17 protein-coding genes are annotated in these 19,776 nt (G+C 55.7%); 4 read left to right on the forward strand and 13 right to left on the reverse strand.

Features of this window, described 5'->3' with window-relative positions; genetic code table 11:
* Window positions 1-221: 221 nt before the first annotated feature.
* The 8 genes from ACMTNU_RS08150 to ACMTNU_RS08185 all read right to left on the reverse strand — a co-directional run bounded on the left by ACMTNU_RS08150 (window position 222) and on the right by ACMTNU_RS08185 (window position 9,659).
* Window positions 222-2,015: a sigma-54 interaction domain-containing protein gene (locus tag ACMTNU_RS08150; RefSeq protein ID WP_413934739.1), complete on the reverse strand. Its 1,794-nt coding sequence runs from the start codon at window positions 2,013-2,015 to the stop codon at window positions 222-224.
* A complete protein-coding gene (locus ACMTNU_RS08155; protein WP_413934740.1) occupies window positions 2,012-2,533 on the reverse strand; it encodes a Rab family GTPase in 522 nt (173 codons plus the stop codon). Before ACMTNU_RS08155 ends, ACMTNU_RS08150 begins: the two co-directional genes overlap by 4 nt.
* Window positions 2,530-4,302, reverse strand: coding sequence for a hypothetical protein (locus ACMTNU_RS08160; RefSeq protein WP_413934741.1), 1,773 nt, complete (start codon window positions 4,300-4,302; stop codon window positions 2,530-2,532). The genes ACMTNU_RS08155 and ACMTNU_RS08160 overlap by 4 nt, the downstream gene beginning before the upstream one ends.
* 110 nt (window positions 4,303-4,412) lie before the next feature.
* Window positions 4,413-5,030, reverse strand: coding sequence for a hypothetical protein (locus ACMTNU_RS08165; protein WP_413934742.1), 618 nt, complete (start codon window positions 5,028-5,030; stop codon window positions 4,413-4,415).
* A gap of 225 nt (window positions 5,031-5,255) precedes the next feature.
* The gene (locus ACMTNU_RS08170; protein WP_413934743.1) at window positions 5,256-6,053 is read right to left on the reverse strand and encodes a mechanosensitive ion channel family protein; all 798 of its coding nucleotides are present in this window, start codon (window positions 6,051-6,053) and stop codon (window positions 5,256-5,258) included.
* Between the two features lie 13 nt (window positions 6,054-6,066).
* Window positions 6,067-7,716, reverse strand: coding sequence for an AsmA family protein (locus ACMTNU_RS08175; RefSeq protein ID WP_413934744.1), 1,650 nt, complete (start codon window positions 7,714-7,716; stop codon window positions 6,067-6,069).
* Between the two features lie 222 nt (window positions 7,717-7,938).
* Window positions 7,939-8,145 carry a hypothetical protein gene (locus ACMTNU_RS08180; RefSeq protein WP_413934745.1) on the reverse strand — a complete coding sequence of 69 codons (207 nt, stop codon included), beginning with the start codon at window positions 8,143-8,145 and terminating at the stop codon, window positions 7,939-7,941.
* A 77-nt stretch (window positions 8,146-8,222) separates the two neighbouring features.
* Window positions 8,223-9,659 carry an SAM-dependent methyltransferase gene (locus ACMTNU_RS08185; protein ID WP_413934746.1) on the reverse strand — a complete coding sequence of 479 codons (1,437 nt, stop codon included), beginning with the start codon at window positions 9,657-9,659 and terminating at the stop codon, window positions 8,223-8,225.
* A gap of 144 nt (window positions 9,660-9,803) precedes the next feature.
* Here ACMTNU_RS08185 and ACMTNU_RS08190 point away from each other — a divergent pair, with 144 nt between their 5' ends.
* The 4 genes from ACMTNU_RS08190 (at window position 9,804) to ACMTNU_RS08205 (ending at window position 13,399) form a co-directional block, all read left to right on the forward strand.
* Window positions 9,804-10,376: a hypothetical protein gene (locus ACMTNU_RS08190; protein ID WP_413934747.1), complete on the forward strand. Its 573-nt coding sequence runs from the start codon at window positions 9,804-9,806 to the stop codon at window positions 10,374-10,376.
* A gap of 111 nt (window positions 10,377-10,487) precedes the next feature.
* Entirely contained in the window at window positions 10,488-11,300 is an 813-nt protein-coding gene (locus ACMTNU_RS08195; RefSeq protein WP_413934748.1) for a glycosyltransferase family 2 protein, read from the forward strand.
* Window positions 11,290-11,580 carry a lipid-A-disaccharide synthase N-terminal domain-containing protein gene (locus tag ACMTNU_RS08200; protein WP_413934749.1) on the forward strand — a complete coding sequence of 97 codons (291 nt, stop codon included), beginning with the start codon at window positions 11,290-11,292 and terminating at the stop codon, window positions 11,578-11,580. Before ACMTNU_RS08195 ends, ACMTNU_RS08200 begins: the two co-directional genes overlap by 11 nt.
* A 64-nt stretch (window positions 11,581-11,644) precedes the next feature.
* On the forward strand, window positions 11,645-13,399 hold the full coding sequence (locus ACMTNU_RS08205) for an ArnT family glycosyltransferase (RefSeq protein ID WP_413934750.1): 1,755 nt from the start codon (window positions 11,645-11,647) through the stop codon (window positions 13,397-13,399).
* 83 nt (window positions 13,400-13,482) lie between these two features.
* On the opposite strand, the gene ACMTNU_RS08210 is transcribed toward ACMTNU_RS08205, so the two are convergent.
* The 5 genes from ACMTNU_RS08210 to ftsY all read right to left on the reverse strand — a co-directional run bounded on the left by ACMTNU_RS08210 (window position 13,483) and on the right by ftsY (window position 19,774).
* Complete coding sequence (locus ACMTNU_RS08210; RefSeq protein WP_413934751.1) at window positions 13,483-14,574, reverse strand: phosphatase PAP2 family protein; 1,092 nt, start codon at window positions 14,572-14,574, stop codon at window positions 13,483-13,485.
* A gap of 74 nt (window positions 14,575-14,648) precedes the next feature.
* Window positions 14,649-15,773, reverse strand: a complete 1,125-nt coding sequence (locus ACMTNU_RS08215) for a TolB family protein (RefSeq protein WP_413934752.1) — start codon at window positions 15,771-15,773, stop codon at window positions 14,649-14,651.
* Window positions 15,760-17,958 (reverse strand): M1 family metallopeptidase, encoded by a 2,199-nt coding sequence (locus ACMTNU_RS08220; RefSeq protein WP_413934753.1) that lies wholly within the window; start codon window positions 17,956-17,958, stop codon window positions 15,760-15,762. The genes ACMTNU_RS08215 and ACMTNU_RS08220 overlap by 14 nt, the downstream gene beginning before the upstream one ends.
* 11 nt (window positions 17,959-17,969) lie before the next feature.
* On the reverse strand, window positions 17,970-18,755 hold the full coding sequence (locus ACMTNU_RS08225; protein ID WP_413934754.1) for a response regulator: 786 nt from the start codon (window positions 18,753-18,755) through the stop codon (window positions 17,970-17,972).
* 83 nt (window positions 18,756-18,838) lie between these two features.
* Window positions 18,839-19,774: a signal recognition particle-docking protein FtsY gene (gene ftsY, locus ACMTNU_RS08230; RefSeq protein WP_413934755.1), complete on the reverse strand. Its 936-nt coding sequence runs from the start codon at window positions 19,772-19,774 to the stop codon at window positions 18,839-18,841.
* Window positions 19,775-19,776: the final 2 nt, after the last annotated feature.

Raw genomic sequence — 19,776 nt, forward strand, 5'->3', positions numbered from 1 at the left:
GAGTAATTCCGGCAGGTCTCTGAATCACGGATTCCGTGAAGGTGTCTCAACTGATCCAACGCGGTGTCTCATGAGACAGCCGGACGGGAGAATGAGCCCGTCATCCGTTCTTCTGGATTGCGACTCGTGTTCGGCAGGTAGAACATGCCCCCGCGCCACCAAGGCAGACCCCACCGTCAGGTTGGCCCAAGGCGACAGACGTGGGTGACGATTTCGGAACGTTAGTTCGGCTGGATGTCGAGTTCGACAAGGCGGCGATAAAACGTCGCTCTGCTGATCCCGAGCCGCTTGGCTGCCTCAGTCCGGTTGCCGTTCGCTTCTGAAAGGGCTGTCAAGAATCGAGCCTTCTCGTCTCGAGTCGACAACGGGATGAAGACGGACGGGCTGGATACCGCAGTGGCACCGGTAATCTCCGGAGGAAGATCCGTGGGGCAGATCTCGCTTCCTTTACAACTGATCACGGCGAATTCTACCGCACTCTTCAATTCACGAACATTTCCAGGCCAGGGATGACGCATCAACAAGCGGATCGTGTCCGGATGCAGCCGCTCGACCGTCTTCCCGGTTGCAGCGCAGATTTCCTTTAGCAGCGATTGTGCCAGTAGAGGGATATCTTCACGCCGCTCTCGAAGAGGAGGAAGTTGGACTCGCGCGATTCGTATTCGGTAAAGCAGATCTGCCCGAAACGATCCTCGAAGTACGTCTTTGCTGAGGTTGTGATGGGTGGCCGCAACCACACGCACATTGACCGTACGAGGCTTCGCCTCTCCCAGACGTGTGATTTCCTTCTCCTGTAAGACCCGCAACAGGGCTGTCTGAACATTGGGCGGGATGTCGCCGATTTCATCCAGGAACAACGTGCCCCCCTCTGCCGCTTCGAACAGGCCCTGTTGATCCTGGATAGCTCCGGTAAACGCTCCCCGCCTATGTCCGAAGAGTTGGCTGGTCAGAATTGAATCGGTGAGACCGGCACAATTCGCCGCGAGAAACGGTTTGTTCTTTCTCCCGCTGGATGAATGAATGGCTCGTGCAATGAGTTCCTTTCCTGTCCCTGTCTCCCCTTCAATTAACACCGTGGTATCAACCTGCGCCACATCACGCACCAATTGATAGACGCGAAGCATGGCGGAACTCTTCCCCACCAGATCGTGAAACGACGCCTGTTCGTTGAGGGCTTGGCGAAGTGCATGAACTTCTGTACGATCGTGAAGGACCAAAATACGTCGGGGTGAATGACCCAAGTCCCTGTGGATCTCCAACTCAATCCATTTGGAACAAAGCCTCCCCAGACAGAATGGTCCGACGGAACGAGTCTGCGTGGAGCCCTCAAGGAGGTGTTGAACCAACAGATGATCTTCTTTGCGAAGTGACAAAATCTGGTCCCAAGACTGACCAATAGCCTCCTCGTCGGCAATACCGAGCATCTCAAGCGTGCGATCAGTCGCGAATGTGATCCGTCCACGCTCATCCAAGACCATCGCGGTAAGTCCTAGCTGCTGGAGCAACGCCAGTGCATCGTCCTTTGTGCGTTCACTCGCTTCTAATCGGCCGATCAAGTGTATCTCCGTATGCCGATACAATTTGGCAGTGACGTCTTCGGCCAGCATTCGTTCCCGAGCCCGCTGAACGATGGACCGCATGTTCTCAAAGTCCGAGCCAAGACGCTCGATCAGCACGAGCTTGCGTGGCCCAAGCGATAACGCTCGTGCCTCCAGCGTCATCGTGCCGCCCTGCCGGTCGGACTCTGTCCACGGGCCGGACTTTTCAATCGGGCCTGGAGCGCCCTGCCAGACTGAGTGAATGCCGCTCAAATAATCCTGTAAGAACGGCGAGCATCGGCTCAGGTCTAGTGAGCTGCGGCTCGTTGGGCCAAAACACCGGCTCCACCACTCAGGCGGAACGCCTTGCAGTTGAAACGTGCCTGACTCCTCATTCCACTCCAAGACGGTGATATCCAGCGCGGCCAAGACATGATCGGACAGCGACCTGTCGGGAAGATGGGATTGGTCCGTCATCGGCTCACCCTTGGCGGAGGCGCGGCACTCAAAAGCATCTCGGCAAGCCGAGCGAACAGCTCATCGACCCCCTGACCGAGCTTGGCGCTACCGAGGAAGACCGGCCAGCCTTGTTCCCGTAGCTGGTCGATGACCGGTTGATCGATCTCCCACTCCGACTGGAGATCGGACTTGTTGATGATCGCGACAAATGGTAGGGGTCCGACCGTCCGCACAACCGTTTGCTGGAGCAGACGAGCCGTGTCGAGTGTGGCCTTCCTTGTGCCGTCCAGCACCAGGATATAGCCGGAAGACCCGCGCAAATAGGATTCCCGGACATGCTGGAACTCATCCTCACCATAGAGATCCCACAGCATGAGCATCATGTCTTGACTATCGACAGTGACCATCTTCTTTTCGACCGTCACCCCTATCGTCGTCTGATAGTGCTCAGAGAACACGTTGGTCACATATCGTCGAACGAGACTGGTCTTCCCGACGGCAAACCCCCCTAACATGCACACTTTCTTCTGCATCATGGCCGAGCAGGCCCAGATTGAAGATCGAGAGGCTCGATCGTGGCCCGAAACGTCACGATTCGTTGGGCAGGATATTTTGTGAGCGCCACACGTTTGTCGAGAACTTCTCCGATCCCTGACGGAAGCATAGTGGAGGCACTCAGGTGTTCGCCTCTGAGTATCTCGAGGACAGCCTCGGCCCGCTGTTTGCTGAGCTGAAGATTCAGCGTCGCCGATCCGGTCCCATCAGCCGACCCCAGCACCTCCAATCTCAGACGCTGTCCGGATTGCGCAACAGCTTGGTCTAGATCACGCAACGCCACCAAGACCGCATTCAGGCTTGAATGTTCCGATGGTTCGACCGTAGCCGAGCCAAGGCTGAAATGAATGGCGGCATGGTTGATCTGATTGAGAAGATCGGGGACGGAGACCGTGACGAGGCCCTCGCCGTTGTAGTGCACAACTCCCGGTACAAAAGACGCCAGCCGCCTCGTCTCAGTGACCCATTCACTCGATGCCGACCCAGTGGCCACCAGTGTATCTCCATCTATGTGAAACTGGACGGTACTTGGAGGTTTCAGCATCGCCTGCGCTCGTCTCCTAATCAGTTGAGGATCGAGTGCATAAAAGGGAGACCACAAGGCTGTCACCGTTGACGGATCAATCCCGGCCTCGCTGATCAAGGATGACGGCTCTTTGGCCAGAGGATCTCGCAACCCTTCGAGATGGTGGTCGCCCCACGTCGAGCGTTCATTCGTCACCACAATCCCAGGCTCACTCTTGAGCTGTGTCAGGAGATGAGACCATCGGGCATGGGCTTGATACGTGGTCCATCCCCACCAAGAGCAGGCAAGCAGGATCATGCCTCCAAGTATCCAGAGCTTCAATGCGTTGCGAGACTGACCTGATTCATAATGAGCCTGTAGACAGCCTTCGAGGTACGGTCGCAACGTTTGAAACGGGGCTGCATCTCCGTCAAAAGACCGCAAGGCATCAGCCTGTTCCGCATGGATACGATCCAGAACATCTCGGAACTTTTCTCTCAAGCTGACCGGAGGGGCTCCTCGGATCACACCGGCCAGATAGGCGCGGGACCCTTGCTCGATCCAGACCGTCCACTCTCCGACTTGAAACTGGTTGAGGGTCTGGTCTTGTGCCGCTCCGAATGAATCACGAACATAATCTTGAATCGCCGTCAGCATGCCGGACAAAACATGTTGGTCCTGAACGACCACTCCGTCTGCTGCAACATGATGGAGTAACAGCCCCGTATCGCGCTGGATGAGAAATACTTGGTCCACCCGGTAGCGCAGTCGATGGAGGAGGACCACTTCTGCAAACGGGCGGCCGGTTCGCCACGCTTCCAGTCGCCACTGCAAACCTCGGATGGAGAGACTTTCATCCAACGAGTGGTTGAAGGCCTCCGTCATACTCTGCAAGGCACGTATAATCGCCTGCCGAATAGCCGGGCCCATGATGGGTGCGATCGCATCCACGATCGTTTGCGGCGACTTCCGCACCGTCGAGATAAAGCCGTTCTCGACATAGGGAGTCAGGACGGTCGACATCTGCTGGTCCCCTCCTCCACGTATGGCAAAGGCTTCAGGAAGGACCCGGCTGATGTCACGAGGTTCTACTGATCGATTGTCGAGCCGCTCACGGAGTTCGTCGAGTTGCGTCTGCTCCGGAGCCAGCAACAGCGTCCGGAGCTGCGTCCAATCTTCGTCGACGGGCACGCGTGCCTGTGAGGATTGAGAATGCTGGAGAGGTCTGTGTGGGTCAGTCGGCATACCGTGACATTACCGTCTCGCCTGAAACTCCGGTGAAGAAGCAACCGTGACACCGACTCTTACGATCCGCACGGCGCACACCTTCAACGTGGTCGGGAGCCTGAGCCGCCTCAACCTCGGCTGGAAGGTGCCTCAGCCTTGGAGAGTCGCTGAGCTGCCTCCATCAAGATGCCCGCGAGCGCCGCACGATCCGTCTTTTCGGCACGCAGGTCCCGAACGGCTCCTTCCATGGCCGATGTCGTTTCTGCATGACGAACGCGAGCCTCCTCCGCCAGCTCGTTGGTACGCTCCGTCAACTGCTGCAGGACATGAGACTGGGCATGGGTCGCCTGTTGTTCGAGTCGACGAGCCTTCTCTTCCAAGGTCGCAGCCAGGTGCGTGAGGTCCTGCGTCAGCCTCGTCACAGACTCTCCTCGGAGGTCCTGTTCCTTCGACAACCTGTTTGTCAAAGACTCAACTTCCTTCTTGATATAGAGTTCGAGGCTCTCAAAGCGTCGTTTGAGATCATTCCGGAGATCGGTGGCTTCCCGCAGTAAGTGCTGTTCGAGTTGTGCAAACCGGCGGTCGTGCTCCCGGGCCTGTGCACCGAAGAGAATGTCCCGGATCTTGTCGAGATTGCCGCTGGCCGATGGATCGTCAGGATGAGTGACTTCACTTTTTTGAGGAGTACGCTCCGTTTGACCTTGGTGAGCCTCAACAGATTGGTCCGTGGTGGTTGATCGACTCATGGCCTCACCTCACGAGATGGTGATGAATGAAACAACATCAAAGCACATGTCTGGTTATCGGATCAGCGTTCACCCTACATTCTTGCATGTAGTTCGCCTTCCTTCCTGCCTATAATTTAAGGGAGATTATCCTAGCATCGGCACGCTGGATCCAACAAGATCGAATGTATCGTGCTTTCCGTACACAGGACAGACAGAGCGCCTGCCGTGGATAACTGGAAGCGTTTACGCGTTCACCAAGTGAACCGTGTGATGGGAAGACGGCAACTCAATCCCACGCGCTCGGAATCGTTCCAAAATCAGCTTGTTCAATTCCCCCTGGACCGAGCCATAATCTCCCACCGCTGTCCATGGAGCCACAGAGATCCCGATTGACGATTCCCCCAGCGACGACACGCCTGCACCGGGAGCAGGCTCCTTCAGGACCTTCGGATGCTGCTGGAGAATATCCTTGACCTGTGCCAGTGCCTCATCAATATTGGTTCGGTGGGAGACTGGAATGGTCAGATTCACCTGACGGATGGTACCGAAGTTATGCAGAATCTCTCCGACAATTTTGCGGTTGGGAATGATGACGCGGGAATGGTCCGCATGCTTCAGTGTCGTCGTAAAGATATCGATGACCTCAACATCTCCATGAACACCCAACAGCGAAATATGTTCACCGACCTTGTAGGGCTTGCTAAAGATAATCGAGAGCCCAGCCATCACATTGCTTAAGACGCCTTGCAACGCCAACCCGATGCCCACGCCGGCCACTCCGAGACCTGCGATCAACGGAGCAATGGGAACACCCACCGTTTGGAGTGCGATCATCGCCGTAAACAGCATGACAACGATCTTGACGATCCGCACCAGGAGCAGACGAACCGGTGGTTCCATCGTCTGCTTTTCAAGGGCTTGTTGGGAAAAATTCCCGGCCCAGCGCGACGCCATGCTTCCGATGACGACGATCCCTAGCGCGACCGCTACTTGCAGCCCATACTGCACGGCATATTGAGTGAGCATATCTACAGTATTCATTGATGGCATCTGCTTATCTCCCGAAGAGACCTTTGAGGAGCTCTTGTCCTTCCCTCTTCAAGTCGTCTGGTTTTGTCGTGCCCTTGAGCAATCCACCGACGGCTTCTTCCACCTTCTTCTTCACCTGTTCCTGTACTTTCCCCGTTAGGCCCTTCACATCAACCCCGTACGACGGAGCTTGAGCCGTTCCAGTAATCGTGAGGGGAAGACTGAGCCGGCCCTCTTTCATGGCGATCTTGACGACGGGCGACGCAGCTGAAAGTTTTTGACTCACATCTTGTGACAAATTGAGGTTCACGATCAAGTTCAGCTTTTGATCGAAGCCGATGGTGCCTCCGCCGGTCGCCTGAAAATCATGACTATCCATCAAGAGTCGCTGCACATTGATCACCCCTTGCTTGATCGCCAGATCGGTCTCGATCGTCGAAAAGGCCGTGGCCTTTGCGTCTCCCATTGAAATGCCGGAAACCTTGAGTGCATCGGCCACTTCCTGGAGAATATTCACCCCTTCAATCTTTCCATCCTTCACAGCCAGATGACCGGTCCCCTCCAAAGCCTTGGTGAGATCCGGCATAGAGAACCCCTTGCCCTGTACCGAAAGGTCGGCACCGGCAGTGCCACTGATCGAGACAGGGGTCTCTGCGACAGCTTTGAGTGCCGGGCCAAGCTGGAGCCCTTGCAGTGCAACAGACCCTTTAAAGGGCGGTGCCTCTGCTCCTGCGATCATTTTCCCCTGCCCGTTTACCTCGCCGTCGAATAAACGGAATGACAGGGAATTGAGTTTCGCCTCTTGTCCTTTGATCTCCGTGATGATTTTGAGATCTCTGATCTCCACTGATTGTTTGAGCGGAAAACTCATCGGGAGGTTCGTCGTATTGATCGCCGGTGAGCTGATATTCACCGTCGCATCATTCCCGGCAGCCTTTCCAGTAATGGTGAACTCCGTCTTTCCCATGCCGAGTTGGAAGTTGATGGCATCAATGTCCATCGTCTCTCTCAATGGGCCGAAGGTCCCGTCGAGTTTCACCGGCATGTTGAATGGCTGCACAAGTGTCGCGACATGAAGATTTGGTGTCTGACCGAGGCGAACGTCACGCAGGAGCAGCTCCAGATCCTGCAACACATACTCAGCGGGTGTGGCTGATGACAGGTCGCGGTAGGTCAGCTTGCCTCCGTTGACAGACACACGATCCACGGCCAGCAACGCCAGAAGTTTCAGCGGCCCTTCCGTCGAGGGAATCGGAGCGCGTGACGGCTTCTCCGGAACCGGCACCCCTTTTCGCCCGATCGTCGACGCATTGAGCACCCCATTCTTATTCTTGATGACCGTAATGACCGGACCGTGGAGCGTGATCTCCTCAACCTCCACCTTGCCGCTCAGTAACGGCATCAGCTTTACACCCACGTCCAACGACGACAACGACGCAAATGGGTCGGAACTAAACGCCGGATCATCCAATACTGAAAACCCCGCCACGCGCGCGCCGATCCTTGGCCAGACCGTGAGGCGAATCTCTTGCAGCTGAATCTTACGATTCAACGCCTCTTCGATTTGCGGTTTGTACTGATCTTGATATTTGCCGAGATCGACCAGGAAAGGAAGCGCAAGCACCCCGCCGACGAGAAGCACGACGAGGACGAGCAAGCCGATGGCTATTTTCATATCAATCGCCTCCGGGTGATCCGTAAGTATATAAATGGGTTGCTAGTGAGTCAACGCGGGAATAAGCAGAAAGCGATTGTGCCTCTTCAGGGAACCAGCCCTCTGGCAGCTATTATGAATGAGGTGACGTGCTGCATGCGATGCAGCCTAGAGATTGCTTCTGGGAATGTGTTTCAAGAGCCCACCTGGCTTACGACGGAAGAAGCGACGCCGTGGTAGAGGTTACCCGCGTGTGGATCGTACCGTGGTTGGTTCTTCTGAGGGATGGGATCCCGGCTTGTCGAGGAACGTCAAGAGACCGATCAGGAACACGCCCGAGATCAGCCATGCGCAACCAACAAGCCATCGTCGTTGGCAAAAGGACAACATGCCCATCAGGAACACCACGGTCCCCACAAGTCCGGCTATGCCTGTACCGAAGGAACTCATCGCCTTCTCCTTTTATAGTTCATATTCTGAATACATCAGTATTCAGAATATAACCGAGTCTTAACCGGCGCTACTCGTTACCGACAGGCAAAGTGGCAATATTCGATCGGAGCGGGAGGAGCACTCAGGGCTACTGCGATCACATCAGGATCGTAACCGATTCCCTCTAGATCCCTATACGCACGCGTGAGTTCCTCCTCGCTCAGATAGGCCACGGTGTCAGGAATGCCGTTGTCCTTCAATGACCGCAAGATCGCACTCGACGTATCGCGTTCCTCAGGAGGCATATTGGGGCCTAACGGAAACTCAAGCCGATGGCGATAAGCGCTCTCAAACGTTTCATTCAGTGCCTTGATGGTTTTCAGCACCAGCCGATCTTGTTCCCAGGCTTGGAGCTTTGGCCCTGCCGACGGATGGGTTGCCAAGAGATCCATCAGGGTAATGACATTCGTGTTTAATGATCGTCCCACAAATTCCCGCTGGGGCTCCAGGCTTGTCTGCTTGAAGCCCAGGTGTTTGGCCACCGCCTCAACCAACGCAAAGTTGATCATGAAGCTGTATTGCCCACCGAACTGGCCGTAGCAGGGCTTCTCAGGATCATTGAGTATTTTCATGTCGCCCGTCCCAGCATCAAACACGCTGAGTCCGACTGCATCCTGAGCCAGCAACCGTTTGGCTTCCTTCAGTGTCGCGAAGGCGCCGAGATTGACCGGCACCAGCACTTCCTGATCAATGGCCTGAAGAAATTCCACAATTGTCTTCCGATAGGGCACATCCTTCCACTCGACCTTTCGATACTCCTTTTCCCAGACCAGTTCATCCAAAAACGGCGGGAAAGTCTTGAGCACCGAGAGATCTTTCTCCTGAAACGCCCGAACGAACCCTGACCAATCTTCAATCTTGGCATGAAGAAACTCACTCACGTTGGGACGGATATACTCTTCTTCGATGTCCCCTCCGTGTTTGGCGAACAATTTCGTCGGCAGATCGTTCCACAACTCATTGCAGAAGATACGATCCACACTCCTGTCGACCAGGCCCGTGAGATGCTCAATTGAACCGCAATGGCTGTCGACACGATCCCGATGGGCGACTAAATCCGGATGGGCTAACGCGCTATCCAACACCGGCTGCTCCCAATCCACCATGACATACCGCACGCGAGGATAGATCGCGCCTTGTCTGTCGAGCATTTTGAGATGACTGAGAAAACAAGCGGCGAGATTCCCATTGCCCGGACCCAACTCTACTACGGTGAGGGGTGACTCCGATGCATTCTCGTTTGATGCCTGACGCCCGGCACCTGACGCTTTCTCACGCTTCGTGACACGGTCGTAGTAATCGGCGGCTAGAGCATGTGCCAGACGGAAATCCGCTGAGGCAAAGGTTTGATAGTACGATCGCAGTTGGTTCCCCCGTAACCTATAAAAGATCTGGTTGAGATGCGTCTGCCACTGGTCGAGTGGCTTGTATTCACCAATCAGTTGCGGAAGGGCATCAGCGTCTTGCAACATATCGTTCCATCACCACCTTGAAGGTTATCGCGCAATCGGACGAAGAGTGGCGGAAATCCTAACAGATGCTTGGAAAACGCCGCAATGGGCTGCTTGCTCCACACTTCCTTGACAGCACAACATCGGCGGGTGTAGCAGACGGATATGAGGCCGAACCGATCAACCGTTGCCGTCATCGTGATGCTGGCGTCCTTCCCTTGGGGAACGGTCGTGAGAGGCGAAGAGCTCCCGCTCATGGAAAACCTGCCGATCTCCGAGTTCCAGAACCGCACAGAAGACGTCCGGACCTACGACTTTAATGCTCCTCCACAAGGTCTCTTTCGTTCGATCACCTTGGCGGAGGACTTTGAGGAGCAGGTGGGTTTCCACCGCACCCATGAGATCGTGCCGATCAACCCGACGGACCGATTTCCTGCGAATGTCACCGCCATTGTGATTGTCTTTGCACTGCATCAACACTATCAGGCCTTCACGGTATTTGGCCGTTGCATGCCCGAACGAGTAACAGGACTCTCGCCGGCGACCATTGTGAGCGAAGATGCCATGCATATCGCCTTAGAGGATGAAAGCGGTTATCTCAAATTGTCGCCGCCCAATGAAGGGTGGACGCCTGGTCGATACAAAGTCGAAATTCATACGGGTGAACAAATCAATGAGATGAGCCTCATGGGCACCATGCGGTTTACCATTGTCGCAGCCGGTACAGGATCTGATTAGCGCTCCGCTGCGAACCTCTTTTCGGTACGCGTTTGACCCTCTCTCTTCCTTCCGTTAGAATGCCGCATTTCCTAGCGTCACCTCAGACAGCCGCGCGAGTCTTTGCTGAATATGACAACGCCATCAAGCCCCTGGGCCTCGGTTATCGTCCCGATCAAGGACGAGCGGGACAACCTGCCCCCTCTCGTCGCCAGTCTGACGAAAGTCATGGATTCGTACGAGCGCTCACAGTCCCGTCCGTACGAAATTATTTTCGTCGACGACGGCAGCAGCGACGGTAGCAGCGAAGAGTTAGACCGATTGGCTAAAGCAGACCAACGGGTTCGAGTCTTTCACTTCGACCGTAATTACGGCAAGACCTGCGCGCTGGAAGCCGGCTTTCATCAGTCGTCCGGCGAGATCATCGTTCAGATCGACGGCGATCTCCAGCAGGACAGCGAAGATATCCTCAAATTGCTTCCGCATACCGCGACGCACGACGTGGTGTGTGGTTGGCGACAACAGCGACAGGATGGTCTCGTCAAGAAACTCTCGTCGTTGATCGCCAATCGATTCCGAAACCACTTCACACACGACGGGGTCCATGATACCGGATGTCCGCTCAAGGTGTTCCGACGTCCGGTGTTGGAGCGAATCCGGCTTTTCGAGGGCATGCATCGATTTTTCCCCGCCCTCGCGTTGATGCATGGATTCACGGTCACGGAAGTGCCCGTCCGACACTACGCCCGTCTGCATGGCGTATCTAAGTACGGCATGGGCAACCGGCTCTTCAAGTCCCTCTATGATCTGATCGCGGTGCGATGGATGCAACAGCGTGTGATCCAGTACAAATTCCGTAGCCAGCAACCAAACCCCGCCAAACTGAAAACGCTCCTGCAAGAACAGACCATGAGCATCTCCCTCCACACACCTCATGACCACTGAAACCCTCTGGCTCGGCATCGGCTTTTTCGGCCAGGCTCTGTTTTTTGGCCGTTGGGTCGTGCAATGGATTGCATCCGAGCGGAATGCGGAGAGCCGTGTACCCGTTTCATTCTGGTATATGAGTCTCATTGGAGGGCTGATTACGCTCACCTATGCCATCTACCGAATGGACCCGGTATTTATTTCCGGGCAGGCCATCGGCTCAGTCGTCTATGTGCGGAATCTTGTCCTGATTCATCGCGCAGATCAGACCAAGAGCCAGTCTCCGTCGCAGACATGAGCGGTTGGGAAACAGACCACATGTTGATGCCTCTCTTTACCCACTGGTAACGACCACCCTGACGATGGATCGACTCGCACCTCCTCCCATACATCTCGTGCTGCTGTTCCTCCTGTCCAGCCTGCTCTTTTTCATCAGCCTTGGTGGCATGGGCTTAACGGATCGTGACGAGGGCCGCAATGCCGAAGCCGGCCGTGAAATGTTCGCCTCTGGTGATTTAGTCACCCCCACCTTCAATGGGGAACTCCGTGTCGCCAAGCCGGTCTTCCTCTATTGGCTGATGACGCTGTCGTACCACGTCTTCGGGGTAAATGAGTTCGCAGCCCGGTTTCCCTCCGCTCTATTCGGGGTTGCCTTGATCCTAATGCATTACTTGTTCCTCACCAAGCTGCGAGGACCAACGGTCGGTTTATATGGCGCTCTCATGTTATTGCTGAATATCGAGATCCTGGCCCTCGGACGTATGGCCATTACCGATAGCGTCTTGATCTTTTTCACCACACTGTCGCTCTATAGTTTTTGGCTCGGCCTTCAGGAACAGGGCTCGGGTCGGCACTGGATATGGGGATTCTATGTTGGCATGGCCTTGGCTACCTTGACGAAGGGGCCGGTAGGATTTGCCGTTCCGCTGATCACGGTCCTCCTCTATCTCGCGGCCACGCGACGGTGGCAGCTCTTTTGGGAACGGGGCGTTCCTCTTGCTGGCACTTTGCTCTTCTTCATCCTGGCCGGTCCTTGGTACGCAGCCATGTTCCTGATCCATGGCGACGCCTACTCTTCGCAAGCACAGGTTCATACAGTGGGCCGCTTTCTCGCTCCGATGGAGGGGCATGGGGTGGGTTGGTGGTTCTATATTCCTGTGTTGCTGCTCGGGTTCTATCCCTGGAGCAGCTTCCTGCCTGCCGGACTCTATCGGGCCTATGTCAGTTGGCATGCATTCCATACCCAACAGATGCACGCATCATCTGAGTCAGGGGCGTCGGAAGCGTCTCACGACGAACTGGACTGGTTCATGGGGCTCTGGATTGTTGGCGTGTTTATCTTCTTTAGCCTCTCCTCTACTCGATTGCCTCATTATATTGGCCCGCTGTTTCCCGCCTGCGCGATCCTCGCGGCCTCCTATTGGACTCAGGGGTTACAGGATCCGTCAACCAAAGGATTGCGAGGTTCCATCCACTTTTTGATGGGTGTCGGGTACCTCCTCGCGATCGGATTTGCATGCGCTCCTGCCCTCTTCGCCAAATTCTCAGAGAAAATGGTGAAGGAGTTCCCTCTGGCCACCCAGTTCGATCTGGGTCCTGGGCCATATGCCGGTGCAACGATCGTCGTGCTGGCCATGGGATTGGTCGGATATTTCGGACTGAATGACGACAAGCGTGGACTCGCATTCGGCGTAGCCGGAGGTGCACTGGCGAGTGTCTTCCTCGTTGCCATCCTGACCATCGTTCCCGGACTCAACCGCTATGCCATCGCGCCTCCGCAAGAACTCGCGTATGCAGCCGGATTGAATCTCGACCCAAAGGACCAACTCATCGCCTTTGGCTCAACCCGTCCCTCCTTTGCATTCTACGCTCGACGAACCGTGAGCTTCATCCCATCCAATGAGCTCGATCGCTTGCGTACGGCTCTCGGCAAGAACGGGCGCATCATGATTCTGTTGCCCGAATACCTGCAAGATACCTTGCCCAAAGAAGCAGCGGGGTTTCAGCCCATCCTCAAACGGTATGGCTTTCTCTTGCTCAGCAATCAGCCTGTCGTCGAGACGCCTCAGGGGGTCGATGCCGCTCCCCCTCAATCATCCAAGCCATTGAGCCATTAGCCTCTCATCGGATTTACACTTCCACGATTCGCTCGCCATTGCTCCTGATGCATCGCCCAGACGAATAGCACTCGATGAGAGGATTACTGAAACGGCAGGATTCCTCGCGCAGTCGCGAGCGTCAATAGGGCAAGACAAAGACTCCCGAGAACGGCGCCTTCTCTAAGAACAACCCAGTGGGTAGCTTGCGCCTTTGGTTCGTGAGCGCGCGTGCGATGCCGAAACCAGGTCGCCACACAGACACAGCCTACGGAACCGGCCACGAGCGGCGATGTCGTCATGGCAGCAATCCCGAGAGCCATAAGAAGCATGGACGCAGTCGCCTGCCATGTATGATGACGAGAGCAGGCACCCCTGACCCAATGATCTTTCCTACCCCACAGCCCCCCGACAATGGAGATAGTTCCTACCGCCACAAGTACGAGCCCAGCCATTCCGTCTTCCATCCGGTGAGACAAAGTCCACAACACACCGAGCACGCTTGAAGCGGCGATTGCGGCATAGTGCAACCCCTCCTGCAACGAGGTGCGCCATTGCCCCAACGGGGCCGCCGCGACACAACCGCTGAGAATCCCGATGACGGCCCCTCCCATCACATCGGTCGGGAAATGCGATCCGCGCAACACACGGCTAATCCCCACAAATAGAGCGATCCCTAGACAAACCGGTGCAGCCACGGGGAACCGTTTGGCTATCACCGTTGCGACGGCAAAACTCGCTGTACTATGGCCGGACGGAAAGGAGTCGAGTCCGGAGACGAACGAGAAGCTCATCTGCCAGTCTCCCGAGTGCACAAATTTCGGGCGAGGCCTGCCGATGAGGTGCTTCAGCACATTGGCCAGTAAGGCTGCAATCCCGTGGGCGATCAGGGTCTGAATTGCCACGCTCTTGACACTTGGTTTTTTGAACGCCCAAGCGATGGCGAGTAGGAAGAAACTCAAGAACGCCAGACGCCACCCTTGGCCGATCCAGTCTCCCCAGTTGCTGGTGAACGCCATCCAGGGAACGGTCAGTTGATCCCCAGGGATATGGGTCGTCACCGAACGCACGTACTTGGTGATCGGCAGATCCAAGCGGGCCAAGCCGAACAGACTGACGCCTAAGGCCATGCAGGAACAACCAACTTGGGCAAGCGCTGCAGCCGTAGGATGGGATGGTTGCGATGGAACACTCATCGAGCTGCAACTTGAACTGACCGCTCTGAAATGCTGAGACTCCCTACGACTCGCTCGTGGAGGATCACCGCGGCTTACGGAACCCAATCAGCAAGGAACACGTTGAATTCACCAGGTGCCGTCGCATTTCGATCGGAAACCCAAACGAGGCGTTTGCCGTCCGGTGAAAACATGGGGAAGCTATTGAAATGCCCTTCGGTGGTGAGCCGTTCGACCCCCGTTCCGTCATCACGCACGAGGTACAGATGGAAACTGGGTCGACCGCCTTCCCCTCTCGTTTCGAGGTTGGAAGAAAAAATAATGCGTTTCCCATCGGGATGAAAATAGGGAGAAAAGTTCGACGCCCCGTTCGAGGTGACTTGCTGCTTGTGCGATCCATCCGTATTGATGACAAATATTTCAAGTTGCCCCGGTTCAACCAGCCGCTGGGCCAACAGCTCTTGGTACTTAGCCACTTCGGCTGGATCGCTTGGATGGGCCGCGCGATAGACGATCCTGGTACTGTCCGGAGAAAAGAATGCACCCCCGTCATATCCCACGTCATCCGTCAACCGCCGGACATTGGTCCCGTCGATATTCATCGTATAGAGATCGAGATCTCCATCCTTGACCGACGTCCACACAATCATTTTCCCATTAGGGGAGATGGTTGCCTCCGCATCATAGCCCCCCGAAGAGGTCAACCGTTGCATCTGCTGTCCATCGAGCCGAACGGAGTAGATATCGTAGTCATCAAGCGCCCAACGATAGGCACCGTCCCGTTTTGGCTTCGGCGGACAGTCACTCCCGACACCGTGCGTAGAAGAATACAGCACTCGCCGATCACCCGGGAAAAAGTACCCACACGTTGTAGCCCCCTTCCCGGTGCTGACGAGACGAACCGTGTCACTGTCCAAGTCCAGCACATACATCTGATAACATCCCAAACCGTTGTCAGCGGGTTTATGCGTGGCTCCCCGCGAGTCGTTCGACCAATTGTTGGTCGATTGGAAGATCAGCTTCGTCCCGTCGAATGAGAAATAGGCTTCTGCGTTTTGCCGTCCGACTGTCAGCTGTCGGATGTTCGCCAGATGACGTTCCGTGGAGCGGGTCTGTGGCATAGGGTCCTGAGACTGATCACCGGCCAATGCGACCGGCGGTAACCCCATCACAACACACATCCCCCATACCCATAGTCCTTCGATACTACGACGTCGCATCAACCCGTACCTCCTTCACGTCCGGTGTTCCTTGCCACATGCCACGTTTTGTGACGACCCCATCCTGGAAAAGCACGTAACTGTGCCACCCATAATAGAACAGATAGCGTGATAGTTTCTCGACTGCGCCTGAGGTGACGCCATACAGCACCGTGATGACACTACCCGGCACCTGTGTGCGATGACAGGAGAAGAGGACGGCCATCTTCGGCCCTTCGTAGGCTTGGCCGTCGATCTGGAAACCCGTCGCCCGCAGATCAACAGAGTCTCCGCAAGAATCTCGCACGAGCTTGGAAACAGCCTGAGGCTGACCTTCGCCAGTCAGAGCCAGGACCGACCCCTTTTGCGGGAGCGCAGACTCCTCCGATACGATGCTCATCGACCGTTTGGATTCGGGCAGCTCCTGATCGGCAATGCGGGAGATGATCTGTTGCAACGGAGAGGCCACATCCGAGAATGCTCGCAGAACAGTTTTATGAGGATCCGTGACATAGCCGTTGAGCATCGGCGGCAACTGCCGCCTCGTCAATCGACGAAACGTCATCAGGTCTGGATCAAGCTCCACCCGCAGTGGTTGATCGGGAAGCACAAATTCAGCGACACTCGATGGTGAGAGACTGATCTTGATTGACCGACTCTCGGTCGACTCCTTCATGATGATGCGGATGGGGACCGCCATTCGAAAGGGCCCCTCACTCTGCTGAATCTGGACCGATAACTGCCAGGCTTCTTTGCCGCTCTCTCCCGTCAACCGACGGGCTCGGACATCTCCCAAGGATATGACCGGAGCGCCGGATTGATGGACCCATTGCTCAAAGAACCATCGCAGGTTCCGATCACTTTCTCGAGAAAACACCTTTTCGATCGCCACCCAATCCGCCGGATGATTACGATATTCCCTGACGAACGTCTTAAGTCCACGCCAAAACGGCTCCTCTCCGATTTCTTGCCGCAGCAGATGAAAGACAAACGCCGATTTTTGGTACCCGATGGCATTATCCTTCTCGTCGTGTTTTCTGAGAAACTGCGAGACTGCGTAGTCCTCCTCCGGCTGGACATAGAGATTGTAGCTCTGCAGCATCATGCGACGCTGCTCCAAGGCTTGGCGATCATCGTGAACTACTTCATGCCAATAATAATTCGCCAGATAGGTGGTCAACCCCTCGACCCAATTCCCCGCGTCATCGCGATTAAATACGGAATTGCCGATCCAAGAGTGGACGATTTCGTGGCCTAAAGCATAGGGTTGCACATAGTGCCGCTTGATGCTGCCGCTGCCAAGAAGGGTGAAGGAGGGCATCCCAAGCCCACTGGCGAAAAAGTTTTCAACCACGGCAAATGCCTCAAACGGATAGTCTCCCAAGATCCTGACGTAAGCCTCAAGGTACCGTGCGGTGGCGTCGAGATACTCATCGGCCAACGCAGCATTGTCGGCGAGGAAGTACGTTTGAAGGTCGATCCGTTGCCCGGTTCCACTGTGCCACACTCGTGACTTGGTCACAAAGTGGTTCGCCACCAGCGTGAAGGCTTCCGATCGGTCCAAGGCAAACCAGGTCGAGGAAACCTTCCCTCCATTCGCCACCTGGCTTTCCTTCCGCCCAGATGCAACGACCGTCCACCCTTGCGGTACCTGAGCCGTCATGCGATAGGTTCCGAATGACCCGGGAAGATCCGGGTACCATTGCGTTTCTCCGCTCAAATACACCCCTTCCTCTCCGATGTGACCTGCCGTTTCACTCGGCGTGACGAATCGCAAGTGACGAGGTTCCCTCGGTGGATCATTGAGAGGCCCACGATACGTCCAGGTCAGGGTCATCTTCCGACTATAGTCTCGTGGGAGAGTCACGGTCACTTGCTCACGTGAGGCTTCGCCGGAGCGCATCCTGGCGAATGATACGGCCATTCCTTCGGTATCCAAGGCCGATGGTGTTCCCATCCTAATTGATTCGATTTGCAATGTCGGGGCAAGAGTGAAGGTAAGGGAGGGACGGTTTGGCTCAATTTCCAATTCGATCCGGTCGGTGACCGTGATTTCATGTGTGTGTGGTATCAACTCAACGGAGAGGTGATGATGAAGGAGCGGACTCTCGTGATCAGCCGGGGAGACCGCAGCCCGGGCTTCAACGGCACCGACCAAGAGCAGTGTGATGAGATAGAGGAGCAACGCCTGTGTCCTGATGTACATCAGGAAGCGTTTTAACACTCGCGGCAGACGAGTACAAGCTGGATCACCATCAAAAGACGATCGAGGTCAACCGGTTTGACCAGCAATTCATGGGGACCCAGCCCCCAAGCTTCTCCCAACAGCTCCTCGTTGTGACTTCCGGTCATGATGATGATGCCACCAGGATATTCTTTTTCCCGTAGGGTTCGGAGCACATCGATCCCCGCCATCCCCGGCATGATCATATCAACCAAAATTGCATCCGGGCGTATCTCATCGACCAGCCGAAGAGCGTCCTGTCCGTTTCTCACACCGAGCGCATAATATCCACGAAGATTCAAAAACTTGACGAGCAGATCACAGACGAGGGGTTCATCATCGACCACCAGGACCGTTTCCCTGCTCTGCTGCCCCATCTCTCCGTCTAGACACGGAGATTGTGTGGCTATCGAGGGACTCGGAAGCTTGGAGTTCCGATTGACTGCTTCAACAAGAATGTCCAGCGACAAGCCTTTTCGTATAAAGTCGGTGGCCCGCAGAGCGCGCGCTTGATTTTCATGCACGTCAGTTGCGCCCCCGCCTAAAATGATCACCGCCGCGTGAGGGTCGATAGCGCGGATCTCCTTCAACAGGGTCAACCCATCCATCCCCGGCATACGAAGATCCAGTAGCGTCACTTTTGGGTTGGACGTTCGGAACAGATCGAGCCCCTCTTCCCCACTCGTCGCAAGAATGACGTCATATCCCTGCCGGCTAAACAAATCCTGCAGGAGATCGCAATTCATTCGATCGTCATCGACGATTAGGAGCTTGGTCATTGTTTGCCCTCGTCCTTAGGAAAGGCTACTTGCCATGGACCAGCGTAGCACGAGAAGTGCAAATGAGAGAAGATAATGCGTGCTTACGAGCGGTTCTCCGTCTGCCCGAACAATGCCGCGACAAAAGCCTCGGCATTGAAATCTTGTAGGTCCTCGACCCCCTCTCCGACACCGATCAAGCGGATGGGAATCTTCAGCTCTTCGGCGATCGCCACAACGATCCCACCTCGAGCCGTTCCATCCAGCTTCGTCAGGACAAGTCCACTGACTCCCACCGCCTCGTGAAACTGACGTGCCTGCGCCAGCGCGTTTTGTCCGAGTGTCGCATCCAGCACCAGCAGCACTTCATGGGGTGCACCGGCCAATTCCTGACCAATCACTCGTTTCACCTTCCGCAATTCATCCATCAAGTTCGACTTTGTGTGCAGTCGTCCAGCGGTGTCGATCAGTACCACATCGACCTTACGCGCCTTTGCTGCGACAATGCCATCAAACGCCACGGCGGCAGGATCAGCACCATGTCGCTGACGCACAACCTCCACGCCGATCCGATTCCCCCACACCTGCAGCTGTTCGATCGCGGCCGCACGAAAGGTGTCTCCCGCGACCAACAACGGCCTCCGACCTGACTGCACCATCCGTTGTGCCATTTTGGCGATCGTGGTGGTCTTGCCGACCCCATTCACACCGACGACCAGGAAAACGAATGGCACGGAGCCCTCGGTGATGAGACGATCGAGTGTGACCTCCGCAACGGGTTTCAAGATCCCATAGAGCGTTCGACTCAAGACCCCCTGGAGCCCCTCCGTCGTTTTCGCCTCAGCTCCACGCGTCTCCTCGTTGATCTTTCGCATGAGGCGGTCAACGACTCGAGCTCCGAGATCGGCCGCCAGGAGTGACGACTCCAGATCCTCCAATAATTCTTGGTCGGGAGTGCGCCCAAGGAAACGGTCCAGTGATTGCTGGACCACATCCCGCGTCTTGCCAAGACCGTCGCTTAGTCGCTGGAACCAACCCATGG

Source organism: Nitrospira sp. BLG_1, from assembly GCF_047338595.1.
Lineage (GTDB): Bacteria > Nitrospirota > Nitrospiria > Nitrospirales > Nitrospiraceae > Nitrospira_D.

Coding starts and splice junctions, on each gene's coding strand:
- ACMTNU_RS08150 (WP_413934739.1), bottom strand. CDS start 2,015: ATGACGGACCAATCCCATCTTCCCGACAGGTCGCTGTCCGATCATGTC.
- ACMTNU_RS08155 (WP_413934740.1), bottom strand. CDS start 2,533: ATGATGCAGAAGAAAGTGTGCATGTTAGGGGGGTTTGCCGTCGGGAAG.
- ACMTNU_RS08160 (WP_413934741.1), bottom strand. CDS start 4,302: ATGCCGACTGACCCACACAGACCTCTCCAGCATTCTCAATCCTCACAG.
- ACMTNU_RS08165 (WP_413934742.1), bottom strand. CDS start 5,030: ATGAGTCGATCAACCACCACGGACCAATCTGTTGAGGCTCACCAAGGT.
- ACMTNU_RS08170 (WP_413934743.1), bottom strand. CDS start 6,053: ATGAATACTGTAGATATGCTCACTCAATATGCCGTGCAGTATGGGCTG.
- ACMTNU_RS08175 (WP_413934744.1), bottom strand. CDS start 7,716: ATGAAAATAGCCATCGGCTTGCTCGTCCTCGTCGTGCTTCTCGTCGGC.
- ACMTNU_RS08180 (WP_413934745.1), bottom strand. CDS start 8,145: ATGAGTTCCTTCGGTACAGGCATAGCCGGACTTGTGGGGACCGTGGTG.
- ACMTNU_RS08185 (WP_413934746.1), bottom strand. CDS start 9,659: ATGTTGCAAGACGCTGATGCCCTTCCGCAACTGATTGGTGAATACAAG.
- ACMTNU_RS08190 (WP_413934747.1), top strand. CDS start 9,804: ATGAGGCCGAACCGATCAACCGTTGCCGTCATCGTGATGCTGGCGTCC.
- ACMTNU_RS08195 (WP_413934748.1), top strand. CDS start 10,488: ATGACAACGCCATCAAGCCCCTGGGCCTCGGTTATCGTCCCGATCAAG.
- ACMTNU_RS08200 (WP_413934749.1), top strand. CDS start 11,290: ATGACCACTGAAACCCTCTGGCTCGGCATCGGCTTTTTCGGCCAGGCT.
- ACMTNU_RS08205 (WP_413934750.1), top strand. CDS start 11,645: ATGGATCGACTCGCACCTCCTCCCATACATCTCGTGCTGCTGTTCCTC.
- ACMTNU_RS08210 (WP_413934751.1), bottom strand. CDS start 14,574: ATGAGTGTTCCATCGCAACCATCCCATCCTACGGCTGCAGCGCTTGCC.
- ACMTNU_RS08215 (WP_413934752.1), bottom strand. CDS start 15,773: ATGCGACGTCGTAGTATCGAAGGACTATGGGTATGGGGGATGTGTGTT.
- ACMTNU_RS08220 (WP_413934753.1), bottom strand. CDS start 17,958: ATGTACATCAGGACACAGGCGTTGCTCCTCTATCTCATCACACTGCTC.
- ACMTNU_RS08225 (WP_413934754.1), bottom strand. CDS start 18,755: ATGACCAAGCTCCTAATCGTCGATGACGATCGAATGAATTGCGATCTC.
- ftsY (WP_413934755.1), bottom strand. CDS start 19,774: ATGGGTTGGTTCCAGCGACTAAGCGACGGTCTTGGCAAGACGCGGGAT.